19 protein-coding genes are annotated in these 22,289 nt (G+C 60.2%); 13 read left to right on the top strand and 6 right to left on the bottom strand.

Going from position 1 to position 22,289, the window contains the following annotated elements; genetic code table 11:
• The first annotated feature begins 124 nt into the window (after positions 1-124).
• Together rlmM and tusA are read left to right on the top strand one after the other, a co-directional pair.
• On the top strand, positions 125-1,198 hold the full coding sequence (gene rlmM, locus DOCECA_RS05625) for a 23S rRNA (cytidine(2498)-2'-O)-methyltransferase RlmM (protein WP_445571580.1): 1,074 nt from the start codon (positions 125-127) through the stop codon (positions 1,196-1,198).
• A gap of 187 nt (positions 1,199-1,385) precedes the next feature.
• On the top strand, positions 1,386-1,637 hold the full coding sequence (tusA, locus tag DOCECA_RS05630) for a sulfurtransferase TusA (RefSeq protein WP_420764694.1): 252 nt from the start codon (positions 1,386-1,388) through the stop codon (positions 1,635-1,637).
• Here the strand turns inward: tusA and DOCECA_RS05635 are convergent.
• Positions 1,634-3,037 (bottom strand): MATE family efflux transporter, encoded by a 1,404-nt coding sequence (locus tag DOCECA_RS05635; RefSeq protein ID WP_434650518.1) that lies wholly within the window; start codon positions 3,035-3,037, stop codon positions 1,634-1,636. The genes tusA and DOCECA_RS05635 overlap by 4 nt on opposite strands.
• Before the next feature lie 291 nt (positions 3,038-3,328).
• Between DOCECA_RS05635 and pdxB the strand changes: the two genes are divergently transcribed.
• Positions 3,329-4,471 carry a 4-phosphoerythronate dehydrogenase PdxB gene (gene pdxB / locus DOCECA_RS05640; protein ID WP_434650520.1) on the top strand — a complete coding sequence of 381 codons (1,143 nt, stop codon included), beginning with the start codon at positions 3,329-3,331 and terminating at the stop codon, positions 4,469-4,471.
• Between the two features lie 62 nt (positions 4,472-4,533).
• Here pdxB and DOCECA_RS05645 read toward each other — a convergent pair whose 3' ends face one another.
• Positions 4,534-4,713 carry a PA1571 family protein gene (locus tag DOCECA_RS05645; protein WP_003199629.1) on the bottom strand — a complete coding sequence of 60 codons (180 nt, stop codon included), beginning with the start codon at positions 4,711-4,713 and terminating at the stop codon, positions 4,534-4,536.
• A 218-nt stretch (positions 4,714-4,931) separates the two neighbouring features.
• On the opposite strand from DOCECA_RS05645, the gene DOCECA_RS05650 reads away from it, so the two are divergent.
• The gene (locus DOCECA_RS05650; RefSeq protein ID WP_445571581.1) at positions 4,932-6,743 is read left to right on the top strand and encodes an ABC transporter transmembrane domain-containing protein; all 1,812 of its coding nucleotides are present in this window, start codon (positions 4,932-4,934) and stop codon (positions 6,741-6,743) included.
• Positions 6,744-6,949: 206 nt separating this feature from the next.
• On the opposite strand, the gene DOCECA_RS05655 is transcribed toward DOCECA_RS05650, so the two are convergent.
• A complete protein-coding gene (locus tag DOCECA_RS05655; protein WP_434700981.1) occupies positions 6,950-8,878 on the bottom strand; it encodes a transglycosylase SLT domain-containing protein in 1,929 nt (642 codons plus the stop codon).
• Between the two features lie 215 nt (positions 8,879-9,093).
• Here DOCECA_RS05655 and DOCECA_RS05660 point away from each other — a divergent pair, with 215 nt between their 5' ends.
• Positions 9,094-11,013, top strand: a complete 1,920-nt coding sequence (locus tag DOCECA_RS05660) for an ATP-binding cassette domain-containing protein (RefSeq protein WP_420764689.1) — start codon at positions 9,094-9,096, stop codon at positions 11,011-11,013.
• 107 nt (positions 11,014-11,120) lie between these two features.
• Here DOCECA_RS05660 and DOCECA_RS05665 read toward each other — a convergent pair whose 3' ends face one another.
• Entirely contained in the window at positions 11,121-11,561 is a 441-nt protein-coding gene (locus tag DOCECA_RS05665; RefSeq protein ID WP_420764688.1) for a universal stress protein, read from the bottom strand.
• Between the two features lie 102 nt (positions 11,562-11,663).
• On the opposite strand from DOCECA_RS05665, the gene DOCECA_RS05670 reads away from it, so the two are divergent.
• From DOCECA_RS05670 to DOCECA_RS05700, 7 genes are all read left to right on the top strand, one after another.
• Positions 11,664-12,101, top strand: coding sequence for a hypothetical protein (locus tag DOCECA_RS05670; RefSeq protein WP_420764687.1), 438 nt, complete (start codon positions 11,664-11,666; stop codon positions 12,099-12,101).
• Between the two features lie 484 nt (positions 12,102-12,585).
• Positions 12,586-14,733 carry a fatty acid oxidation complex subunit alpha FadB gene (gene fadB / locus DOCECA_RS05675; protein WP_420764686.1) on the top strand — a complete coding sequence of 716 codons (2,148 nt, stop codon included), beginning with the start codon at positions 12,586-12,588 and terminating at the stop codon, positions 14,731-14,733.
• A 30-nt stretch (positions 14,734-14,763) separates the two neighbouring features.
• Complete coding sequence (gene fadA, locus DOCECA_RS05680; protein ID WP_420764685.1) at positions 14,764-15,939, top strand: acetyl-CoA C-acyltransferase FadA; 1,176 nt, start codon at positions 14,764-14,766, stop codon at positions 15,937-15,939.
• Positions 15,940-16,048: 109 nt separating this feature from the next.
• Positions 16,049-16,285: a DUF1653 domain-containing protein gene (locus tag DOCECA_RS05685; RefSeq protein ID WP_420764684.1), complete on the top strand. Its 237-nt coding sequence runs from the start codon at positions 16,049-16,051 to the stop codon at positions 16,283-16,285.
• 115 nt (positions 16,286-16,400) lie between these two features.
• Positions 16,401-19,013: a type I DNA topoisomerase gene (gene topA, locus DOCECA_RS05690; RefSeq protein ID WP_445571582.1), complete on the top strand. Its 2,613-nt coding sequence runs from the start codon at positions 16,401-16,403 to the stop codon at positions 19,011-19,013.
• A gap of 222 nt (positions 19,014-19,235) precedes the next feature.
• Entirely contained in the window at positions 19,236-19,760 is a 525-nt protein-coding gene (locus DOCECA_RS05695; protein WP_434563276.1) for a DUF6586 family protein, read from the top strand.
• A 92-nt stretch (positions 19,761-19,852) separates the two neighbouring features.
• Complete coding sequence (locus DOCECA_RS05700) at positions 19,853-20,086, top strand: hypothetical protein (protein WP_003183419.1); 234 nt, start codon at positions 19,853-19,855, stop codon at positions 20,084-20,086.
• A gap of 67 nt (positions 20,087-20,153) precedes the next feature.
• On the opposite strand, the gene sulA is transcribed toward DOCECA_RS05700, so the two are convergent.
• Positions 20,154-20,627: an SOS-induced cell division inhibitor SulA gene (gene sulA, locus DOCECA_RS05705; RefSeq protein WP_445571583.1), complete on the bottom strand. Its 474-nt coding sequence runs from the start codon at positions 20,625-20,627 to the stop codon at positions 20,154-20,156.
• Between the two features lie 10 nt (positions 20,628-20,637).
• On the bottom strand, positions 20,638-21,246 hold the full coding sequence (gene lexA / locus DOCECA_RS05710) for a transcriptional repressor LexA (protein ID WP_420764680.1): 609 nt from the start codon (positions 21,244-21,246) through the stop codon (positions 20,638-20,640).
• A 240-nt stretch (positions 21,247-21,486) separates the two neighbouring features.
• Between lexA and DOCECA_RS05715 the strand changes: the two genes are divergently transcribed.
• On the top strand, positions 21,487-22,194 hold the full coding sequence (locus DOCECA_RS05715; RefSeq protein ID WP_420764679.1) for a TetR/AcrR family transcriptional regulator: 708 nt from the start codon (positions 21,487-21,489) through the stop codon (positions 22,192-22,194).
• The last annotated feature ends 95 nt before the right edge of the window (positions 22,195-22,289 follow it).

Here is a 22,289-nt window from a genome sequence, read left to right on the forward strand (position 1 = left end):
AGAGCCTTTAACCTAGCCCTGTTTTGAACGTATGACTAATCACTGGACTGTATAGCAAGGTTCGCGGTTCCGAACTCCGCTATCATGCGCCGGTTTTCGTGACAGGCTTTGCTACGGAGTTTCAATGAACACGCTTTTCATGCACTGCCGGCCGGGCTTCGAAGGCGAGGTCTGTTCCGAGATCGCCGAACACGCGGCCCGGCTCAACGTCGCCGGGTACGCCAAGGCCAAGCCGGCCAGCGCCTGCGCCGAATTTGTCTGTACCGAAGAGGACGGCGCCGAGCGGTTGATGCGCGGGCAACGTTTCGCCGATCTGATTTTTCCTCGGCAGTGGGCGCGTGGCACGTTCATCGAATTGCCTGAGACCGACCGAATCAGCGTCATTCTGTCCCACATGACGGCCTTCCCAACGTGTGGCAGCCTGTGGCTGGAGGTAGTTGACACGAACGACGGCAAGGAACTGTCGAACTTCTGCAAGAAGTTCGAAGGCCCGCTGCGCAAGGCCTTGGGCGGGGCAGGGAAACTGGTGGACGACCCGCGCAAGCCGCGCCTGCTGTTGACCTTCAAGAGCGGTCGTGAAGTCTTCCTTGGCCTGGCTGAGGCGGATAACTCAGCGATGTGGCCGATGGGTATCCCGCGCCTGAAGTTCCCCCGGGACGCGCCGAGCCGCTCCACACTCAAGCTCGAGGAGGCCTGGCACCATTTCATTCCTCGGGACCAGTGGGACGAACGCCTGCACAGCGACATGACCGGTGTGGACCTCGGTGCGGCGCCGGGTGGCTGGACGTGGCAATTGGTCAACCGTGGCATGCTGGTGACGGCCATCGACAATGGCCCAATGGCCGAAAGCCTGATGGACACCGGCCTGGTGCAGCACTTGATGGCGGACGGATTCACGTTCAAGCCCAGGCAGCCGGTGGACTGGATGGTCTGCGACATCGTCGAGAAACCGGCGCGCAACGCGGCGATGCTGGAAGAGTGGATCGGCGAGGGCCATTGCCGCGAGGCCGTGGTCAACCTCAAGTTGCCGATGAAACAGCGTTACGCCGAGGTGAAACGCCTGCTCGAACGCATCGCCGAGGGTTTCAAGGCCCGGGGCATCCAGGTCGAGATCGGCTGCAAGCAGCTGTACCACGACCGAGAGGAGGTGACGTGTCATCTGCGGCGGTTGGACACCAAAAAAACGAAGTCCCGTTAGTCCTCGAAAGCCAATGAAGCCCTTGTGGGAGCGAGCTTGCTCGCGATAGCGGTGGGTCAGTTTGCATCGATATTGGATGTGCTGGCGCCATCGCGAGCAAGCTCGCTCCCACAGGGTGCAGTGTTGAACCAGGGGTGACCGAACGCCGACATTGCGCGACAATGCCCGCCAGTTTCAGGAGTAGATCATGAGTGAAATGAACGATGCGCCAATCGACGGCACGCTGGATGCCACTGGTCTGAATTGCCCGGAACCGGTAATGATGTTGCACCAGCATATCCGCGACCTGGCCCCAGGTGGCCTGCTGAAAGTCATCGCCACCGACCCCTCGACTCGCCGCGACATCCCTAAGTTCTGCGTGTTTCTGGACCACGAGCTGGTGGCCCAGCAAGAGGACGCCGGCACCTACCTCTACTGGATCCGCAAGAAACTCGCCTAACCCGTCGCACGGCTGATGCGGATCTGCCCTCGCGCGCTGCGTGCCAGGCGAATCGACAGCATCAGCGCCGCGCAGCTCAACCCCACGATCAAGCCTTGCCATAATCCGCTTGGGCCACTGGCGGTGCCGAGCCTGTCGGTCAGGCCCAGGGCGTAACCCACCGGCAAGCCGATGCCCCAGTAAGCGAAGAGCGTCAGGATCATCGTCACCCGGGTGTCCTGGTAGCCGCGCAATGCGCCGGCCGCCGTGACCTGGATCGCATCGGAAAACTGGAACAGCGCCGCGTAGACGATCAGCATCGATGCGACCTCGATCACCCGCGGATCGGCTGTGTAGATCGCTGCGATGGGACCGCGCAGCGCGAACATCACGCTCGCTGACAGGCACGCGTACGCCAGGGCCGTGCCCATGCCGACGCCCGCGGCGAAGCGCGCCTCTCGAGGCTGGCCACGCCCCAGCGCCTGGCCTACCCGTACCGTCACGGCCATGCCCAGGGAGTAGGGGATCATGAACACCAGCGAGCTGAAGTTCAGCGCGATCTGGTGCCCGGCCACCACCGTGGCGCCGAGGCTGCCGATCAGCAGGGCGATCACCGCAAAGATGCTCGACTCGGCAAACACCGCGATGCCAATCGGCAGGCCAATGCCCAGCAGGCGCTTGATCATCGACCATTGCGGCCAGTCGAAACGGGCGAACAGACGGCTCGATTGATAGATTGGGGCCCGATACGTCCAGATCGCCATGCCCGCTGCCATGAACCACATCACGATGGCGGTGGCCCAGCCGCAGCCAACCCCGCCCATGGCTGGGACGCCCAGGTGCCCGTAGATGAAGATGTAATTGAGCGGAATGTTCAGCGCCAGTCCGCACAGCCCCAGCACCATGGCCGGTCGCGTGCGCCCCAGGCCGTCGCTGAAACAGCGCAGCACGTAATAGAGCGCCACTGCCGGGAGCCCGGTGCCTATACCCCGCAGGTATTCCATGCAAGGGCCGATCAATTCGGGATCGACGTGCATCACATGCAGGATCGGCTCGGCGCTGAACAGCGCTAATGTCGCGGCCAGCCCCACCGCGAGGGCCAACCACAATGCCTGGCGCACCAAGGGGCCAATCTGTTCGAATGTGCCGGCCCCGAAACGCTGGGCAACTTTTGGCGTAGTGGCCAGCAGCGTGCCGGTCATCAACAGGAATACCGGCACCCAGATCGAATTACCCAGCGCCACCGCGGCGAGGTCCCGCGGGCCGACCCGCCCGGCCATCACCGCATCGACAAAACCCATGGCAGTTGTCGCCAATTGCGCCACCATGATCGGCAAGGCGAGGGCGAGCAGCGTTTTGAGCTCCAGGCGAACCCGGGCGGGGCGAGAGAGGACGGAAGGAGTGTCGATTGCAGGATTCACGAGGCAAGCATCCGAAAAAGATAAACGCAAGGCGGCGGATTCTACGCCTTGACGCAGTGGTCAGGAAAAAACCTGTGTTGTGGATTTGTAATCGCTCGCTAAGTCGTACGAATGCTTGTGGCGAGGGAACCTGCTCCCGCTCGACTGCGCAGCAGTCGCCTGCCTTTTGGGCCCGCTTCGCAGGCCAGCGGGAGCAAGCTTCCTCGCCACAAACGGGTTCACTGAAGTAATGGGCTGGCCCATCGAGGCGAGGAACGCCTACACTGCCCGTCCCGCCAAAGGAGCTCTGCCATGCTGATCGTCGCCGACGAAAACATTCCCCTGCTCGATGCATTTTTCCAAGGTTTCGGTGAGATCCGCCGGGTGCCGGGGCGGGGCATTGACCGGGCATTGGTAGAGCAGGCCGATGTGCTGTTGGTGCGGTCGGTCAGCCAGGTCAATCGAGCCCTGCTGGAAGGCAGCAAGGTGCGCTTCGTCGGCACTTGCACCATTGGCACTGATCACCTGGACCTGGATTATTTTGCCGAGGCCGGCATCCGCTGGGCCAGCGCGCCTGGCTGCAATGCCCGTGGCGTGGTGGATTACGTACTGGGCAGCCTTATGGCCCTGGCTGAGATCGAAGGCGCGGATCTTGCGCAGCGCACGTTTGGCGTGGTCGGCGCGGGGCAGGTAGGTGGGCGGTTGATCGAGGTGCTCAAGGGCCTGGGCTGGGCTGTGAAAGTCTGCGACCCGCCTCGCCACGCTGCCGAAGGCGGCGACTACGTGAGCCTGGAGCAGATCATCGAGGAATGCGACGTCATCAGCCTGCACACGCCATTGGCTCGCACGGGTGAGCACGTGACTTGGCACCTTTTTGATGAGCATCGCTTGAACAGCCTGAAGCCTGGCACCTGGCTGATCAACGCCGCGCGCGGCCCGGTCATCGATAACTCGGCGTTGCGCGAGGTGCTGTTGGAGCGCGAAGACCTCCAGGCGGTGCTTGATGTCTGGGAGCAGGAGCCGACGGTGGACGTGGACCTGGCCGACCTCTGCGTGATCGCCACCCCGCACATTGCCGGCTACAGCCTTGACGGTCGCCAGCGCGGCACGGCGCAGATCTACCAGGCCCTGTGCGATTTTCTTGGGCGGCCCGCCGAAGTCGATCTGGCCGACTTGTTACCCCGGCCTTGGCTCGGGGGCATCACGCTGGATGCCGATACCGACCCGGCCTGGGCGCTGGCGGTGTTGTGCCGGAGCGTGTACGACCCGCGCCGCGACGATGCGGATTTTCGCCGCAGCTTGATCGGTACGGTGAGTGAGCAGCGCAGTGCGTTTGATGCGTTGCGCAAGCATTACCCGCCACGCCGGGAGATCGACAGCTTGAAGGTGCGTATCGAAGGGCAGTCGACGGCCTTGCAGCAGATCGTGACGGCCCTGGGAGCTACTATCGTTTAAGCCCGGTGAACAGGCATAAAAAACCCGACATCAAGGTCGGGTTCAATTGAAGACGGGCTGTATCACTTTTGTTCGGCAGGTTTGACCAGTCGTTTCTCCAGCTCGCTGCAGGCTTTCTGGATCATGTCTTCGGTGATCGGTACTTCGCGCCCTTGGGCATCGATGAACGAGCAGCCCAGGGACTGGTCCGGTTGCGTGCGGATTACTTGAATCTTGTCGTCGCTGCTGTGTTGCAAGGACATGGCCTGTCTCCTCATCAGGTTGCGTGCCTATCGTAATGTCGTCAGGTGACCGAGCCATGACACTCCTTGAAGGTCCATGACGACAGCTCCACTCAACCAGAAACACACTCGCGTTTCCAGCCAGACGTTAGACCGATAACATCTAGGCATTAGTCTCGGCGGTCATATTTAACCTGACTCATTTCGATTCCACTTGGTTCCGCTGCGTTTCGGTACTGATGGCCAATCTTTTCCTGTTCCATTATCGGACACTCTCGATGCTTTCTTCACGACATCGCCGCGCAATACGCCTGGCCAGCGGCTTCATCGCCCCTTACCGCAAACAGGTCGCCGGTGCTTTGCTGGCCCTGATTGTCACGGCCGGTATCACGTTGTCCATGGGCCAAGGGATCCGCCTGCTGGTGGACCAAGGCTTCATGACCCGTTCGCCGCATCTGCTCAATCAGTCCATTGGCCTGTTCATGGTGCTGGTGGTGGGCCTGGCTATCGGTACGTTTGCACGCTTTTATCTCGTGTCATGGATCGGTGAGCGGGTGGTGGCCGATATTCGGCGGCAGGTCTTCAATCACCTGGTGTATCTGCACCCGGGCTTCTACGAGAACAATCGCAGTTCGGAAATCCAGTCACGCCTGACCGCCGATACGACTCTGCTGCAATCGGTGATTGGTTCGTCGCTGTCGTTGTTCCTGCGCAACGCCTTGATGGTGATTGGCGGCATCGTGCTGCTGTTTGTCACCAACCCCAAGCTCACCAGTATCGTGGTCATTGCCCTGCCATTGGTCCTGGCGCCGATCCTGGTGTTCGGGCGACGGGTGCGCAGCTTGTCGCGCCAGAGCCAGGACCGCATCGCCGACGTCGGCAGCTACGTCTCCGAAACCCTCGGCCAGATCAAGACCGTGCAGGCCTACAACCACCAGGTTCAGGATGAACAACGTTTTTCCGTGACGGTGGAGCAAGCCTTCGACACCGCCCGCAAGCGCATCGCCCAGCGGGCCTGGTTGATCACCCTGGTGATCGTGCTGGTGCTGGGTGCGGTAGGGGTGATGCTCTGGGTCGGCGGCATGGATGTGATCGCCGGGCGGATTTCCGGCGGCGAACTCGCGGCGTTCGTGTTCTACAGCCTGATCGTTGGCAGCGCCTTTGGCACCCTCAGCGAAGTGATCGGCGAGCTGCAACGGGCAGCGGGCGCCGCGGAACGCATTGCCGAGTTGCTGCGTTCGCAGAACATTATCCAGCCACCGGTCACAGGGCTGGTGACGTTGCCGGAGCGGGTGCGGGGTGACCTGCGCCTTGAAGGCGTGCGTTTTTCCTACCCCTCCCGACCGGACAGCTATGCGGTCGATGGCCTCGACCTGAGCATCAAGGCCGGCGAAACCCTGGCCCTCGTCGGGCCATCCGGCGCGGGCAAGTCAACGGTGTATGACCTGCTGCTGCGCTTCTACGATCCGGTGCAAGGGCGGATCCTGATCGACGACGTGCCGTTGACCTCGGTCGACCCTTTGGACCTGCGTCGTCATTTCGCCCTGGTTTCTCAAAACCCGGCACTGTTTTTCGGCACGGTCGAAGAAAATCTTCGCTACGGCAATCCCCAAGCAACATTCGAGCAGGTACGCGAGGCTGCGCAGATTGCCCACGCCCATGATTTCATAGAAAAAATGCCTGACGGCTACCAGACCCACCTGGGCGATGGCGGCCTTGGACTGTCCGGCGGCCAGCGCCAACGCCTGGCGATCGCCCGGGCCCTGCTGGTGGACGCGCCAATCCTGCTACTGGACGAAGCCACCAGCGCCCTCGACGCGCAAAGTGAACACCTGATCCAGCAAGCCTTGCCCAGCCTGATGAAGAACCGTACCACCCTGGTCATCGCCCATCGCCTGGCCACGGTGAAAAACGCCGACCGGATTGCGGTGATGGACCAGGGCAAGGTGGTTGCGGTGGGTAGCCATCAGGAACTGGTTGCAAGCAATGCGCTGTATGCGCGGTTGGCAGCGTTGCAGTTCAACGTTGGCTTGGACTCGGCAGCCGACTGAGCGCAGCGTCCACACGAATCCCCTGTGGGAGCGAGCTTGCTCGCGATAGCGGTGGGTCAGCTTGCATCCATGTTGAAGGTGCCGACGCCATCGCGAGCAAGCTCGCTCCCACAAGGTCCAGCAACAGACCAAGTAGCCGACCAAAAATGCCCGCATCTTTCGATGCGGGCATTTTTTTCTTCTCAGGAACAGCGTCTCGCTAATACTCACTGATCATCAAAATACCGCTCATGCCAGTCCACCAGCGGTTGCGGCAAGTTGAGCTTCTGGCCGTAGATGACCGAGTACGACAACACGTTCTGCACGTATTGGCGGGTTTCGTCGAAGGGGATGCTTTCGACCCAGACGTCGAAGCTCAGGTGGTCTGCACCGCGCAACCATTGGCGCACGCGACCGGGGCCGGCGTTGTAGGCGGCGGAGGCGAGGACGCGGTTGCCGTTGAACTGGCTGTGCACCTGGCTCAGGTACGCCGCGCCCAGCTGGATATTCTTGTCCGGGTTGAAGACTTGCTGCGGTGATGCCAGGGGAATGTTGAATTTGCGCGCGGTTTCCTTGGCCGTGGCCGGCATCAATTGCATGAGGCCGCTGGCGCCGACACCGGAGCGGGCGTCGTCCATGAACGCACTTTCCTGCCGGGTGATGGCGAACGCCCAGCTAGGGTGCAAGCCGCGGATCTTGGCTTCTCGCACCAGCGTGTCGCGGTAGGCCATCGGGAAACGGATATCCAAGTCATCCCAGTATTTGGCCTGGCTGATGGTGCGGATGGCTGGGAAATACCACTTGAGGTCGTAGGCCAGTTTCGCCTGGGCGACCATTTCGTCCCGGCTGAAATGGCGGCTGACATGATACCACTCGCGGCGTCCGTCGACGATTTGACCACGCGCGTGGAATTCCAGCGCCCGACGTATGCCCGGTGTATTGCGGACTTTGTTGATCAGCGCCTGGCTCATGGGCAGCGGCTTGTTCACCAGCGAATACGGTGACTGGGACCGGTCGGCGGCCAGGAAACCGTAGAAATCACGCTCGCGAGCCAGATGCTTGTAGAGCGTCAGCGCTTCGGGGTTCTGTGGCTGCGCCAGTTCCAGGCTACGGGCCTGCCAGTAGCGCCAGCGATTGGTGCTCGCCAGCGATTCGGGCAGGCGGCGGGTCAGTTGGTAGGCGTCGTCCCAGCGGGCGAGGCGCAGGAGCAGGCGCAAGCGCCACTCCGATACGGTGTCGTCCCGAAGCTCCGGGTCATATTTGGTCATGACATCCAGGGCGCGGCTATCGAAGCGCTTGGCCAGGGTCAGGCCGATTTCCCGGGCGATGGCGACCTTCTCGTCCCGAGAGAAACGCATGGTGCTGGCATAGCCCTCCAGCAATGACATGGCTTTTTCCGGGTCCTGGCGGGCCAGGCGGCGCAGCCCAAGACTGACGACATCGGACATGGGCTCATCGGCGGGCATGAAGCGCGAAGGCTGGTTGAGCAGTTCGGGCTTTTGCGCGACGTCAACCAACAGCTTGCCTCGGGGGGCAAGGGTGGTCAGGCCGCTGACCAGGCTATTGGCCAGCGGATAGTTGCGTGCCTGGGCCGCCAGTTTCGCGCGCTCCCAGCGTTTCTGCTCGGTCAACTGGCCTTGCGCGGCCCACATGCCGAACAGCGCGTCGCAAGCCGTCGGCTGGGATTTACCGGTAAGCCATAGTTTCTCGGCGTTGGCATAACCTTCGGCCTTAAGGCCATGGCTCAGTTGATATTGAGCGTTGAGGCAATCCAGCTCGGTGAAGTTGAGCTTGGGATCGTAATACTTGACGAAGGTTGCCCAGTCGCCACGTTCGGCCAACCAGCGCAACCAGCGCAACTTCATCCAGTTGGCCTGGGGCAGGTCGCCATGTTCGGCGAGGAATTTTTCGATTTCGGCGTTGCTCGCGCTCTTGAGTCGCGCAGTCAGTTCGTCATAGGCCAGGTACGGTTCCAGCGGATAATCGCGCAGGGCCTGGCTGTAGCGAAAGTAGGGAGCGGAATCGCCTTTGGCCAGAGCGCGCTTGGCCTCGTCGTAGTACTGGCGCTGGGTGGAAATATCCACCGCATGGGCGGTTTGAACGGCAGTGGCACATACAAACAAACAAGATAAAACACTGAAAAGGCGACTGCGCATGATACGTCCGGGCAAAGATAAACATGACAAGCCCAGGGAGAAACCCAGGGTAACTTGCCTGTAGCTTAGCCTTTTGCCAGCAACCGGCGAAAGCTTTGCGGGACTGTTGGCACAACTTCGCAACATTTGTAGTACAGAGTGCTTCGACGACGAAATTGACGGACTTTTGAGGTCTCTTCTCAGGTAGAATGCGCGCCCGGTTTTTGGAGAAGCTCATGACCCTGCTCAAATTCAGCGATGTGTCCCTTGCTTTCGGCGCGATGCCGTTGTTGGACAAGGTGTCCTGGCAGATCGCCCGTGGAGAGCGGGTGTGCATCATCGGCCGCAACGGCACTGGCAAGTCCAGCATGATGAAGCTGGTCAAGGGGGATCAGAAGCCCGATGACGGCTCCGTCTGGCGTGCGCCCGGGCTGAAAATCGGCGAGCTGCCACAAGAGCTGCCGGTAGCCGACGAGCGGACCGTGTTCGACGTGGTTGCCGAAGGCCTGGACGGTGTCGGCGCGCTGCTGGCCGAATATCACCACCTGAGCCAGAACATCGTCACCGATGCCGACCTGGACAAGTTGATGCATGTGCAGCACGACCTCGAGGCCCGTGATGGCTGGCGCCTGCAGCAATTGGTCGATAGCACCTTGAGCCGCCTGCAACTCCCGGCTGACAAGACCTTGGCCGAGCTGTCCGGCGGCTGGCGTCGTCGGGTCCTGCTGGCCCAGGCCCTCGTGTCCGAGCCAGACCTTTTGCTGCTCGACGAACCGACCAACCACCTGGACATCGGTGCCATCGCCTGGCTTGAAGAAGCGCTGAAGGATTTCCAAGGGGCGGTTCTGTTCATCACGCACGACCGTTCCTTCCTGCAGAACCTGGCGACCCGCATCCTCGAACTGGATCGTGGCGGCCTGATCGATTGGAACGGCGACTACGCCAGTTTCCTGGTGCACAAGGAAGCGGTGCTGGCGGCGGAAGAAACCGCCAACGCCTTGTTCGACAAGCGCCTGGCCCAGGAAGAAGTGTGGATCCGCCAGGGCATCAAGGCCCGACGGACTCGTAACGAAGGCCGTGTGCGCGCCCTCAAGGCATTGCGCGTGGAGCGTAGCGAACGCCGCGAGCGCACCGGCAAGGCCAATATCCAGCTCGAGACGGCCGACAAGTCGGGCAAGCAGGTCATGGTGCTGGAAGATGTCAGTTTCGCCCATCCGGGCGGCCCGTTCCTGATCAAGGATTTCTCCATGGTCCTGCAGCGCGGTGACCGGATCGGCCTGCTTGGCGCCAACGGTACCGGCAAGACGACCCTGCTCAAGCTGATGCTTGGCGGCCTGGTGCCGACCAGCGGCAAAGTGGAGGAGGGGACAAAGATCGACGTCGCCTATTTCGACCAGTTGCGCCATCAGTTGGACTTGGAAAAAACCGTGATCGACAACGTCGCCGAAGGCCGCGACTTCATCGAAATCGATGGCCAGAGCCGCCACGTATTGAGTTACCTCGGCGACTTCCTGTTCAGCCCACAGCGCGCCCGTACGCCGGTGAAAGCGCTGTCTGGTGGTGAGCGGGCACGGCTGCTGCTGGCCAAGTTGTTCAGCAAGCCGGCGAACCTGCTGGTGCTCGACGAACCAACCAACGACTTGGACGTGGAAACCCTCGAGCTGCTGGAAGAAGTGTTGTTGACGTTCAACGGCACTGTGCTGATGGTCAGCCACGATCGGGCCTTCCTCGATAACGTGGTCACTAGCACGTTGGTGTTCGAAGGCGAGGGGCTGGTTCGCGAATATGTCGGTGGTTATCAGGATTGGCTACGCCAAGGCGGCTCGCCGCGCCTGCTGGGTGTGACAGAGAGCAAATCAGGCAAGGCCGACTTGAACTCCGCGGTCGTCAAGGCCGAGCCGGCGCCGGTTGCCGCCGCTGCCGCACCGGCTCCGACCAAGAAAAAGCTCAGCTACAAGCTGCAGCGTGAACTGGAAGCCTTGCCAGGTGATATCGACGCGAAGGAGCAGCAGATCGCCGCGGTGGAGGCCGAGATGGCTGATGCCGGCTTCTACCAGCGTCCCGCGGCCGAAACCGCCAAGGTAATCGCGCATCTGGAACAGTTGCAGGCTGAGCTGGATGCGCTGGTCGAGCGTTGGGCTGAGCTGGACGCTTGATCCGCTGTTGAGAAGATTCCCGGCATTCAGCAATGAACGCCGGGATTTTTTTATTTGAAACGCAATCCCTTGTGGGAGCCAGCTTGCTCGCTCCCGAAGGTCCAGGGTCAGGTGCGCTTGACCAGGTGCACCGCCAGCACATCGCAAGGCGCGCCATGCAGCACGTCGTTGGCGGTAGAGCCCAGCAGCAACGCCAGGCCATGGCGGCCATGGCTGCCGACCACGATCAGGTCGCAGCCTTGCTCCTTGGCCAGGTGATGGATCTCCTGGCGCGGCTGGCCATAGGTCAGGTGGCTATTTTCCTTTTTCAAGGCAGGGTATTTCACGATCAATCGGTCAAGGCGTTCCTTGGCCTGGTCGAACTGCTGCTGTTGCAACTGGGAAAGATCCATCGGAACGTCACCGCCGAAGGCCATCGCCATCGGCTCGACGATATGCACCAGCGACAGTTTGTTGTCCCGCCCTTCGCAAAGGGCGAGGGCTCGCTTGACGACGGGATCGCATTCTTCAGTAAGGTCGACGGCGACCAGGATGTGTTCGTAGTACATGAAAAGCACTCCAGAGAATGGCGATACGGTAAGTATGGCTGGTTTCAAGCGCATTGATGGCGATACAGGTCAATGGGCTCATCAGAATTCGGGAGTACAGATATGACGGTCTGGATAGTGGTGTCAATCCTGTTGGTGGTATTAAGCCCCCTGGCATGGTTGCGACCGTCCCGCGCACAGAGCGGGCGTATAGCCCTTCGCATGGAGGCGCGACGCCTCGGGCTGGCCATGCGATTGACCCCGCAAGACTGGCCCCATTGGCTTGGCCAGCAGCCACCAAACCCCTGTGCGCAGTACCACCGAGCCCGGCGGGGCAGCCAGCCGGCCAGCTGGAGTTATTGGCAAAAGGCTCCAGGGGTGTGGGTCAACCAATGGCAGGAGGTGTGCCAGGATGAAGCGTTGCTCGGCCACTTCCGAGCATTGCCAGCCAATGTCTATAAGGTCGAGGCCGACCGGCAAATGATCGCCCTGTATTGGGGAGAGAAAGGCGAAGCCAGTGTTTTGCAGGACATTTCTGCCGTATTAAAGGCGTTGGCCTGAGCGTAAAAAAGCCCGACAGCATCATCGGGCGGGTTGGCCAGGCAGGCCGGTAAAACCATTCTTTCCAGGGCGTGCTTCGAAACGTCCTTTTTCCCGCGTACTCAATCATATTGTCACCAGCTTAGTCGGTTGAATCCGGTGCGCCTGGAATTAGGGCGACTTTTCTAATGATTGATTCTATGAATGGTCGCTCATGCAAGGTCGTGTTACGGATCCAGGCGGTACGGTAATGACTGCGGAGTCCCGTTCAAACGCCTGTTTAGGGCGATTGACAATTGTCGGAAATTCCGTGAAGGTGACGTACCCAAATCAAACGGGCGTATGAATTGAGCGTTTGTATTTTCAGAACGTTCCTACAGAACCCGACTATCGCGTTGACGGGTGTGTCTGGCGATTGGCGTAGCATCGGCGGTTATGTCCATGTGGAGCCAGGGGCCAGCGTCCAACGTGTACTGTTCAGCTTCCATATCGTGGAGATCAGTTGATGATTTACGAAGGTAAAGCCATCACGGTTAAGGCTCTTGAAAGTGGCATCGTCGAACTGAAATTCGACCTCAAGGGTGAGTCCGTCAACAAGTTCAACCGTCTAACCCTGAATGAATTGCGTCAGGCCGTGGACACTATCAAGGCAGATGCGTCGATCAAGGGTGTGATCGTCAGCAGTGGCAAGGACGTGTTCATCGTCGGCGCCGACATCACCGAATTCGTCGACAACTTCAAGCTGCCCGATGCCGAACTGATCGCTGGCAACCTCGAAGCCAACCGTATCTTCAGCGACTTTGAAGACCTCAACGTACCGACCGTCGCGGCCATCAACGGCATCGCACTGGGTGGCGGCCTGGAAATGTGCCTGGCGGCGGACTACCGCGTCATGTCCACCGCGGCCAAGATCGGCCTGCCGGAAGTCAAGCTGGGCATCTACCCGGGTTTCGGCGGCACCGTGCGCCTGCCGCGCCTGATCGGTGCTGACAACGCTATCGAGTGGATTGCCGCTGGCAAGGAAAACCGTGCCGAAGACGCGCTGAAAGTCGGCGCCGTGGATGCGGTGGTCGAACCCGGCAAGCTTCTGGAGGCGGCCCTTGAAACCGTCAAGCGCGCCATCAGCGGCGAGTTTGACTACAAGGCCAAGCGCCAGCCGAAGCTGGAAAAACTCAAGCTCAACGCCATCGAACAGATGATGGCCTTCGAGACCGCCAAAGGTTTCGTCGCCGGCCAGGCGGGCCCGAACTACCCGGCGCCGGTCGAGGCGATCAAGACCATCCAGAAAGCCGCGAATTTCGGTCGCGACAAAGCCTTGGAAGTCGAAGCCGCCGGTTTCGTGAAACTGGCCAAGACGTCTGCCGCCCAGAGCCTGATCGGTCTGTTCCTCAATGATCAGGAGCTGAAGAAAAAGGCCAAGGCCTACGACGAAATTGCCCGTGACGTGAAACAGGCCGCCGTGCTCGGCGCCGGCATCATGGGTGGCGGCATCGCCTATCAGTCGGCGTCCAAGGGCACGCCGATCCTGATGAAGGACATCAATGAACACGGCATCGAGCAGGGGTTGGCCGAAGCCGCCAAGCTGCTGGTCGGTCGCGTCGACAAAGGTCGCATGACCGCCGCGAAGATGGCCGAAGTGCTCAATGGCATTCGTCCGACGTTGTCCTACGGCGATTTCGGCCACGTCGACCTGGTGGTCGAAGCGGTTGTCGAGAACCCGAAGGTCAAGCAGGCGGTTCTGGCTGAAGTCGAAGACAAGGTCAAAGAGGACACCATCCTCGCGTCGAACACCTCGACCATTTCCATTTCGCTGCTGGCCAAAGCCCTCAAGCGTCCGGAAAACTTCGTCGGCATGCATTTCTTCAACCCGGTGCACATGATGCCCCTGGTGGAAGTGATCCGTGGCGAGAAATCCAGCGAGGAGGCGATTGCCACCACCGTGGCCTACGCCAAAAAAATGGGCAAGAACCCGATCGTCGTCAACGATTGCCCGGGCTTTTTGGTCAACCGCGTGCTGTTTCCGTACTTCGGCGGTTTCGCCAAGCTGGTCAGTGCCGGTGTGGACTTCGTGCGCATCGACAAGATCATGGAAAAATTCGGCTGGCCGATGGGCCCGGCGTACCTGATGGACGTGGTCGGCATCGACACCGGCCACCACGGTCGCGACGTCATGGCTGAAGGCTTCCCGGACCGCATGAAAGACGACCGTCGTTCCGCCGTCGACGTGCTCTACGAAGCCAAGCGCCTGGGACAGAAGAACGGCAAGGGCTTCTACGCCTACGAGACCGACAAGCGCGGCAAGCAGAAGAAAGTCGCCGATTCGTCGGTGCTGGAAGTGCTCAAGCCGATCGTCTACGAGCAGCGCGAAGTCACCGACGAGGACATCATCAACTGGATGATGATCCCGCTGTGCCTGGAAACCGTGCGTTGCCTGGAAGACGGCATTGTCGAAACCGCCGCCGAAGCCGACATGGGTCTGGTCTACGGCATCGGTTTCCCTCCATTCCGTGGCGGTGCGCTGCGCTACATCGATTCGATCGGTGTGGCCGAGTTCGTTGCCCTGGCTGACCAGTACGCTGATCTGGGCGCGTTGTACCACCCGACCGCGAAGCTGCGTGAAATGGCCAAGAACGGCCAGCGTTTCTTCGGTTAAGCGCCCAACGACTAGAGCGAGAGAACATTTATGAGCTTGAATCCTAGAGACGTCGTGATTGTCGACTTCGGTCGTACGCCGATGGGCCGCTCCAAGGGCGGCATGCACCGCAACACTCGCGCCGAAGACATGTCGGCGCACCTGATCAGCAAACTGCTGGAACGCAACGTCAAGGTCGACCCCAACGAAGTCGAGGACGTGATCTGGGGCTGCGTGAACCAGACCCTGGAGCAGGGCTGGAACATCGCCCGCATGGCTTCGCTGATGACCCAGATCCCTCACACCGCTGCCGGCCAGACGGTCAGCCGCCTGTGCGGTTCGTCCATGAGCGCGCTGCACACCGCCGCCCAGGCGATCATGACCGGTAACGGTGATGTGTTCGTGGTCGGCGGTGTCGAGCACATGGGCCACGTGAGCATGATGCACGGTGTCGATCCGAACCCGCACATGTCGCTGTACGCGGCAAAAGCCTCGGGCATGATGGGCCTGACCGCGGAAATGCTCGGCAAGATGCATGGCATCACCCGCGAACAGCAGGACGCCTTTGGCGTGCGCTCCCACCAGCTCGCCCACAAGGCGACGGTGGAAGGCAAGTTCAAGGATGAAATCATCCCGATGCAGGGCTACGACGAGAACGGCTTCTTGAAACTGTTCGACTACGACGAAACCATTCGTCCGGAAACCACCCTGGAAAGCCTGGCGACCTTGAAGCCGGCCTTCAATCCTAAGGGCGGCACCGTGACGGCGGGTACTTCGTCGCAGATCACCGACGGTGCCTCGTGCATGATCGTGATGTCGGCCCAGCGTGCCCAGGACCTGGGCATCCAGCCGATGGCCGTGATTCGTTCGATGGCTGTCGCGGGTGTGGACCCGGCGATCATGGGCTATGGTCCAGTACCGGCTACGCAGAAAGCCTTGAAGCGCGCGGGCCTGAGCATTTCCGATATCGACTTCTTCGAGCTCAACGAAGCTTTCGCCGCACAAGCGCTGCCTGTGCTGAAAGATTTGAAAGTACTCGACAAGATGAACGAGAAGGTTAACCTGCACGGCGGCGCGATCGCCCTGGGTCACCCGTTCGGTTGCTCTGGTGCGCGTATCTCTGGCACGCTGCTCAACGTCATGAAGCAGAACGGCGGCACTTTAGGGGTGTCCACCATGTGCATTGGCCTCGGCCAGGGCATCGCCACTGTCTTCGAACGCGTCTAAGCGTTGCGTTGATGGAAGCCGGGGCCAAGTGCCCCGGTTTTTGTTTTTCGGGTTTAGTAAAAGAAAGATTTTGTTTTTATTTTGAAAAAATTTGAGTGAGGGCCAACGCATGCCGATACAACCTGGGCTCTACCAACATTACAAAGGTCCGCAGTACCGCGTATTCAGCGTTGCGCGGCATTCCGAGACCGAGGAAGAAGTGGTCTTCTATCAAGCCCTGTATGGCGATTACGGCTTTTGGGTGCGTCCGTTGAGCATGTTCCAGGAGTCTGTCGAAGTTGACGGCGAACAGGTGCCGCGCTTTGCTTTGGTGCAGGTCGAGGAGAGCATCTTTTCCAAGTCTTGAGGCCAGTGTGAGAGCGACCCCGCCCTTGACCTCACCTTGCAGCCACTATATATAGCGGTGCCGCGTCAGGCGCCAACCGCCTTTCACTTTTTAGAATTCAGGAATTTTCTGATCCATGGGCAAATCGCTGGTCATTGTGGAATCCCCGGCTAAGGCCAAGACCATCAACAAGTATCTGGGCAACCAATACGTGGTGAAGTCGAGTATCGGCCATATCCGAGACCTGCCCACCAGCGGTTCGGCTAGCGCCAGCAAGGAGCCAGCCGCCAAGCGCGGCAAGGCGGCCGCTGGTGAAGCGCCGGCGCTGTCGCCGAAAGACAAGGCGCGCAAGCAGCTGGTCTCACGCATGGGAGTCGATCCGGAGCACGGCTGGAAAGCCAAGTACGAGATCCTTCCGGGCAAGGAAAAGGTCATCGAAGAACTGCGTCGGCTCGCCAAGGACGCCGACACCATTTATCTCGCGACGGACTTGGACCGCGAAGGGGAAGCCATCGCCTGGCACCTGCGCGAAGCCATCGGTGGGGATGACAGCCGCTACAAGCGCGTGGTGTTCAACGAGATCACCAAGAAGGCTATCCAGGAAGCCTTCTCCCAGCCGGGCGAGCTGGACATCGACCGGGTCAATGCCCAACAGGCGCGTCGCTTCCTTGACCGCGTCGTGGGCTACATGGTCTCGCCATTGTTGTGGGCCAAGATCGCCCGTGGCCTGTCGGCCGGTCGTGTGCAGTCGGTGGCGGTAAAGCTGGTGGTGGAGCGCGAGCGGGAAATCCGTGCGTTCAATCCCGAAGAATATTGGGAAGTCCATGCTGATCTCGGTACCGCCAAGGGCGCTACCGTGCGTTTCGAAGTGGCTCGCGAGAAAGGCGAAGCCTTCAAGCCGCTCAATGAAGCCCAGGCCATGGCAGCGCTGGAGAAGCTCAAGGCTTCCAGCTACAGCATCGTCAAGCGCGAAGACAAGCCCACCAGCAGCAAGCCGTCGGCGCCCTTCATTACGTCCACCTTGCAGCAGGCGGCGAGCAACCGCCTGGGCTTCGGTGTGAAGAAGACCATGATGATGGCCCAGCGTCTGTACGAAGCGGGCTACATCACGTACATGCGTACCGACTCGACCAATCTCTCGGCCGATGCCGTGGCGATGGCGCGTACTTATATAGAAAGCGAGTTTGGCAAGAAGTACCTGCCGGATACGCCGAACGTGTACAGCAGCAAGGAAGGCGCCCAGGAGGCTCACGAAGCGATTCGTCCTTCCGACGCCAATACCGAGCCAAGCAAGCTGTCGGGCATGGAACGCGACGCCGAGCGTCTCTACGAGCTGATCTGGCGCCAGTTCCTGGCATGCCAGATGCTACCTGCGCAATACCTGTCGACCACGGTCAGCGTCGGTGCTGGCGATTTCGAGCTGCGCGCCAAGGGTCGTATCCTGAAGTTCGACGGCTATACCCGCGTCATGCCGCAGATCACCAAGCCGGGGGACGACGACGTCCTGCCGGACATGGCCCAGGGCGACGTGATGAAGCTGATCAAGCTGGATCCGACCCAGCACTTCACCAAGCCGCCGGCACGGTATTCCGAGGCCAGCCTGGTCAAGGAAATGGAAAAACGTGGCATCGGTCGTCCTTCGACCTATGCGGCGATCATTTCCACCATCCAGGATCGCGGCTACGTGACGCTGCACAACCGTCGCTTCTATTCGGAAAAGATGGGGGACATCGTCACCGAGCGCTTGTCCGAGAGTTTCTCGAACCTGATGGACTACGGCTTCACCGCCGGCATGGAAGAGAACCTGGACGACGTGGCCCAGGGTGAGCGGGACTGGAAGAACGTACTCGACGAGTTCTACGGCGACTTCAAGAAAAAACTGGAAGTGGCCGAAAGTCCGGAAAGCGGCATGCGGGCGAACCAGCCGGTCATGACCGATATTCCATGCCAGACCTGCGGGCGTCCGATGCAGATCCGTACCGCGTCGACCGGTGTATTCCTGGGTTGCTCGGGCTACAGCCTGCCGCCGAAGGAGCGCTGCAAGGCGACGGTCAACCTGGTGCCAGGCGACGAAATCGCCGCGGACGACGAAGGTGAGTCGGAGTCCCTGGTGCTGCGCGGCAAACACCGTTGCCCTATCTGCAGCACAGCGATGGATGCTTACCTGCTGGATGAAAAGCGCAAGCTGCACATCTGCGGTAACAATCCTGATTGTGCCGGCTACGAGATCGAAGAGGGCACCTATCGCATCAAGGGCTACGAAGGTCCGAGCCTGGAATGCGACAAGTGTGGCAGCGAAATGCAGCTGAAAACCGGCCGTTTCGGCAAGTTCTTCGGTTGCACCAATCCGACCTGCAAGAACACCCGCAAGCTGCTCAAGAGCGGTGACGCGGCGCCGCCGAAGATGGATCCGGTGAAGATGCCCGAGCTCAAGTGCGAGAAGGTAAACGACAGCTACATCCTTCGTGATGGTGCATCCGGCCTGTTCCTGGCAGCCAGCCAGTTTCCGAAAAATCGCGAGACTCGGGCGCCGCTGGTGATCGAGATCTTGCCGCACAAGGATGAGATCGATCCAAAGTATCATTTCCTCTGCGACGCGCCGCAGAAGGATCCGGATGGCCGCCCAGCGGTGATCCGCTACAGCCGCAAGACCAAGGAGCAATACGTGCAGACCGAGGTTGACGGCAAGCCTACCGGTTGGAAAGCGTTCTACGACGGTGGCAAGTGGACCGTTGAAGACAAGCGCTGATTGATGGCGAAAGGATTTGAATCTGCGCGATCCTCGTGGCGAGGGAGCTTGCTCCCGCTGGGCGATTCAGTCGTTGTTCTAAACGCCGCGTAAGCAAAAGGCCGCATGACAACCCTTGGGTTTTCATGCGGCCTTTCAGTTTTTGGCTTGCAGTAGCTTCGGTTGATCCACGACACTGTCGCACCTGCGTGACGCTTTTATTTCGTTGGGGAGAATGCCGCCATGGCCCACGAACTCTACACCCGTACCAATCAGAAGATTTATTTTGCCGGCCTGTCGCTCGAAGCGCTTGCCAGGGCAGAGGATGGGCGCGCCATGAATGCTCCCGCGCTGGTCCAGGCTGGGCGTGAATCCGTGCTGTTTCATTTGTACGGCGCCTTGCTGGGTCTTTGCCACGAAATTGCCGGGTTCTATCGCTTGCCCCAGGCGAATGCGTCACGGGCCGAACTGATGCTGATGCCAGAAGTACTGGACAGCCTTGCGATTCCCGAGCTGGCGGAAATGGTCGAGTTGGCGCAGAACCGCGAGACCTGGCTGGCCAAGTTGCTGGAGGCTCATGCCGCGTTATTCCAGCCGCCACGGGCCCCGCGTAAACCGAAGGGTGATGTTACCCAGCCGTTGATTGTCGCGGTCAATCTTGACGAGCAGGAACCAGAGCCAGAGCTGAGTCGGGAAGAGTTGGAGAGCTGGCGTCAGAATCTCAAAAGCCTGGCGATTCGGTTCCGTGACGGCTTGAACGAATGCTGACGTGATGGCCGTCGGTAACGCTTGGTCAAGATCCTGAGCGAAGCCTGGCCGATGACTATATAATCCCCGCCTTTCGTGGAGAACAGACTTTTATGCCTACGTCCTTTCTAGAAATTGTCGAACTTCCTGATGGTCGCATTGAGCTGCGCCGGGCTGAAGACGAGGGTTCGCTGGTTACCCTGAACTTCTCCGAGGATGCCAAGGTGTTTCTTCAGGGCCAACATGTCGAGGTCGCCAAGGCGATGCTCAGCGTGGGTGTCCAGATGGCAGGTCGCCTGGTTGAAGGCGAATTCAACAAGGAAGAGGGGCCGCGGGTTCTACATTGATCCCCGTTTGTCGGCTTTTGAAGTAATGTGACTGGTCTGGCTTCTCTGTCCTGGAGAAGCCCTGCGTTTATCCCAATCGAATATTCAGGCTTTGTGCATCGCCGGTGCGCGCGGCGCTGATCAATTGCTGACGCGCGGTCGCGGTCAAGGGATTGAGCCAGCTAACCACCGTATGACTGCGCCCCAGGCGCAACGCTTCGCAGGTCAACTGCTGGGCGCTCTGGCTGCCGCGCGGCTGCAATAGCAGGATTCGCTCGCGATTGAGACCAGCGTCTCGCAACCAGGCCTGCGTTACGCTGGCCGGTGGTGCGATCAGCGTAAGCCAGCGAGCGTCCTGGTCCTGGCTCAGTTCTCTCAGGATCGGCGCTAGCAGGTTCAGGCAATTTCCCGCCGCACCACGCAACGACAGCTCGCTGAAGGCTTCGGGTTCGACGCTCCAGGGCGACTCGATGACCTCGTTCAGGACTGGAGCCAGCGGTTGGGCCATGAATGCCTCGAACAGCGGAAGTTGTGTGTGCTGTGTTGTATGAGGAAATTGCATAAAGCCTCCTTTAGCGGCGAATGACGCCAACGCTCAAGCCTTCGATAACCAGGTCCTGGTCTTTCAGGTCCACTTCGATGGGGGCGAATTCCGGGTTCTCGGCGATCAACCAGACCTTGCTGCCCTCGCGCTTGAAGCGCTTGACGGTGACTTCATCGCCGATCCGCGCGACCACGACCTGGCCGTTACGGGCTTCACGGGTGGTGTGGACAGCCAGGAGATCGCCATCGAAGATACCAATGTCCTTCATGCTCATACCGTGCACGCGCAGAAGATAATCGGCCCTCGGGTGAAAGAACGAAGGATTGATGTTGCAAGACTCCTCGACGTGCTGCTGGGCGAGGATAGGCGCGCCGGCGGCCACGCGCCCGATGATAGGCAGGGTGGTGTCGTCGGCCTTGGCTTCGAAGCCGGGGATGCGAATCCCCCGGGATGCTCCGGGCGTCATTTCTATTGCACCCTTGCGGGCCAGCGCCTTGAGGTGCTCTTCAGCCGCGTTGGGGGATTTGAAACCCAGTTCCTGAGCGATTTCCGCACGGGTCGGCGGATAGCCGTTGTCTTCTAGGCAGCGTTTGATGAAGGCCAGAATCTCTGCTTGGCGTGGCGTCAGCTTTAGCATATCGATCGCTCTGTCTTTTTATACAGTGACTGGGATTATATACAGTACGAGTCAGTTGGCAATCCTCCTTTTTCGCCAGGCTGCCAGACGGTAGATGGAACCGCTGGCAGGGACTGTGCTACAGCTCGCCAAAGGTGTGGTTAAATACCTGACCGGACGTTCGCAAAATGCCCCGGCAGGCTTGACAAGCCCCAGGCTGAAACGTATGTTTCAAACAAGTGTTTGTCAGGCGGAGTAGCCATGGCCCAGTCGGAAACCGTTGAACGCATTCTCGATGCTGCCGAGCAATTGTTCGCGGAAAAAGGTTTCGCCGAAACCTCTTTGCGTCTGATTACCAGCAAGGCCGGGGTGAACCTGGCGGCGGTGAACTACCACTTCGGCTCGAAAAAAGCCCTGATCCAAGCGGTATTTTCGCGCTTCCTCGGGCCGTTCTGTATCAGCCTCGATCGCGAGCTGGAGCGTCGCCAGGCCAAGCCTGACGTCAAGCCCACTCTGGAAGAGCTGCTCGAGATCCTGGTCGAACAAGCCCTCGTGGTCCAGCCACGCAGCGGTAACGACCTCTCCATATTCATGCGTCTGCTGGGCCTGGCATTCAGCCAGAGCCAAGGGCACTTGCGGCGCTATCTCGAAGACATGTACGGCAAGGTGTTCCGTCGCTACATGCTGCTGGTCAACGAAGCCGCGCCGCGCATACCACCTATCGAATTGTTCTGGCGCGTGCATTTCATGCTTGGTGCCGCGGCATTCAGCATGTCGGGCATCAAGGCGCTGCGGGCTATCGCCGAGACCGACTTCGGCGTGAATACGTCGATCGAGCAGGTGATGCGCCTGATGGTGCCGTTCCTGGCAGCGGGCATGCGCGCCGAAAGCGGCGTCACCGATGAAGCAATGGCGGCCGCGCAGCTGCGTCCGCGCAGCAAATCGACGCCGGCGCTCGCCAAGGCATAGGCACACGGGTGGGCGCGGATGGCTACATCCGCTAAGCTAGCCGCCCATGCCGATTCTCCTTTTGAATTCGTCTCAATATTCTTCGCCCGCGCGGT

It is taken from the genome of Pseudomonas sp. E102 (assembly GCF_052660185.1).

Bases quoted from the DNA above. Each gene is read 5' to 3' on its own strand.
- DOCECA_RS05685 (WP_420764684.1), top strand. From the start codon at position 16,049: ATGCCGATACAACCTGGGCTCTACCAACATTACAAAGGTCCGCAGTAC.
- tusA (WP_420764694.1), top strand. From the start codon at position 1,386: ATGAGTGAAATGAACGATGCGCCAATCGACGGCACGCTGGATGCCACT.
- topA (WP_445571582.1), top strand. From the start codon at position 16,401: ATGGGCAAATCGCTGGTCATTGTGGAATCCCCGGCTAAGGCCAAGACC.
- DOCECA_RS05645 (WP_003199629.1), bottom strand. From the start codon at position 4,713: ATGTCCTTGCAACACAGCAGCGACGACAAGATTCAAGTAATCCGCACG.
- fadB (WP_420764686.1), top strand. From the start codon at position 12,586: ATGATTTACGAAGGTAAAGCCATCACGGTTAAGGCTCTTGAAAGTGGC.
- lexA (WP_420764680.1), bottom strand. From the start codon at position 21,246: ATGCTAAAGCTGACGCCACGCCAAGCAGAGATTCTGGCCTTCATCAAA.
- DOCECA_RS05650 (WP_445571581.1), top strand. From the start codon at position 4,932: ATGGCCAATCTTTTCCTGTTCCATTATCGGACACTCTCGATGCTTTCT.
- DOCECA_RS05670 (WP_420764687.1), top strand. From the start codon at position 11,664: ATGACGGTCTGGATAGTGGTGTCAATCCTGTTGGTGGTATTAAGCCCC.
- rlmM (WP_445571580.1), top strand. From the start codon at position 125: ATGAACACGCTTTTCATGCACTGCCGGCCGGGCTTCGAAGGCGAGGTC.
- DOCECA_RS05715 (WP_420764679.1), top strand. From the start codon at position 21,487: ATGGCCCAGTCGGAAACCGTTGAACGCATTCTCGATGCTGCCGAGCAA.
- DOCECA_RS05660 (WP_420764689.1), top strand. From the start codon at position 9,094: ATGACCCTGCTCAAATTCAGCGATGTGTCCCTTGCTTTCGGCGCGATG.
- sulA (WP_445571583.1), bottom strand. From the start codon at position 20,627: ATGCAATTTCCTCATACAACACAGCACACACAACTTCCGCTGTTCGAG.
- fadA (WP_420764685.1), top strand. From the start codon at position 14,764: ATGAGCTTGAATCCTAGAGACGTCGTGATTGTCGACTTCGGTCGTACG.
- DOCECA_RS05700 (WP_003183419.1), top strand. From the start codon at position 19,853: ATGCCTACGTCCTTTCTAGAAATTGTCGAACTTCCTGATGGTCGCATT.
- DOCECA_RS05655 (WP_434700981.1), bottom strand. From the start codon at position 8,878: ATGCGCAGTCGCCTTTTCAGTGTTTTATCTTGTTTGTTTGTATGTGCC.
- DOCECA_RS05665 (WP_420764688.1), bottom strand. From the start codon at position 11,561: ATGTACTACGAACACATCCTGGTCGCCGTCGACCTTACTGAAGAATGC.
- pdxB (WP_434650520.1), top strand. From the start codon at position 3,329: ATGCTGATCGTCGCCGACGAAAACATTCCCCTGCTCGATGCATTTTTC.
- DOCECA_RS05695 (WP_434563276.1), top strand. From the start codon at position 19,236: ATGGCCCACGAACTCTACACCCGTACCAATCAGAAGATTTATTTTGCC.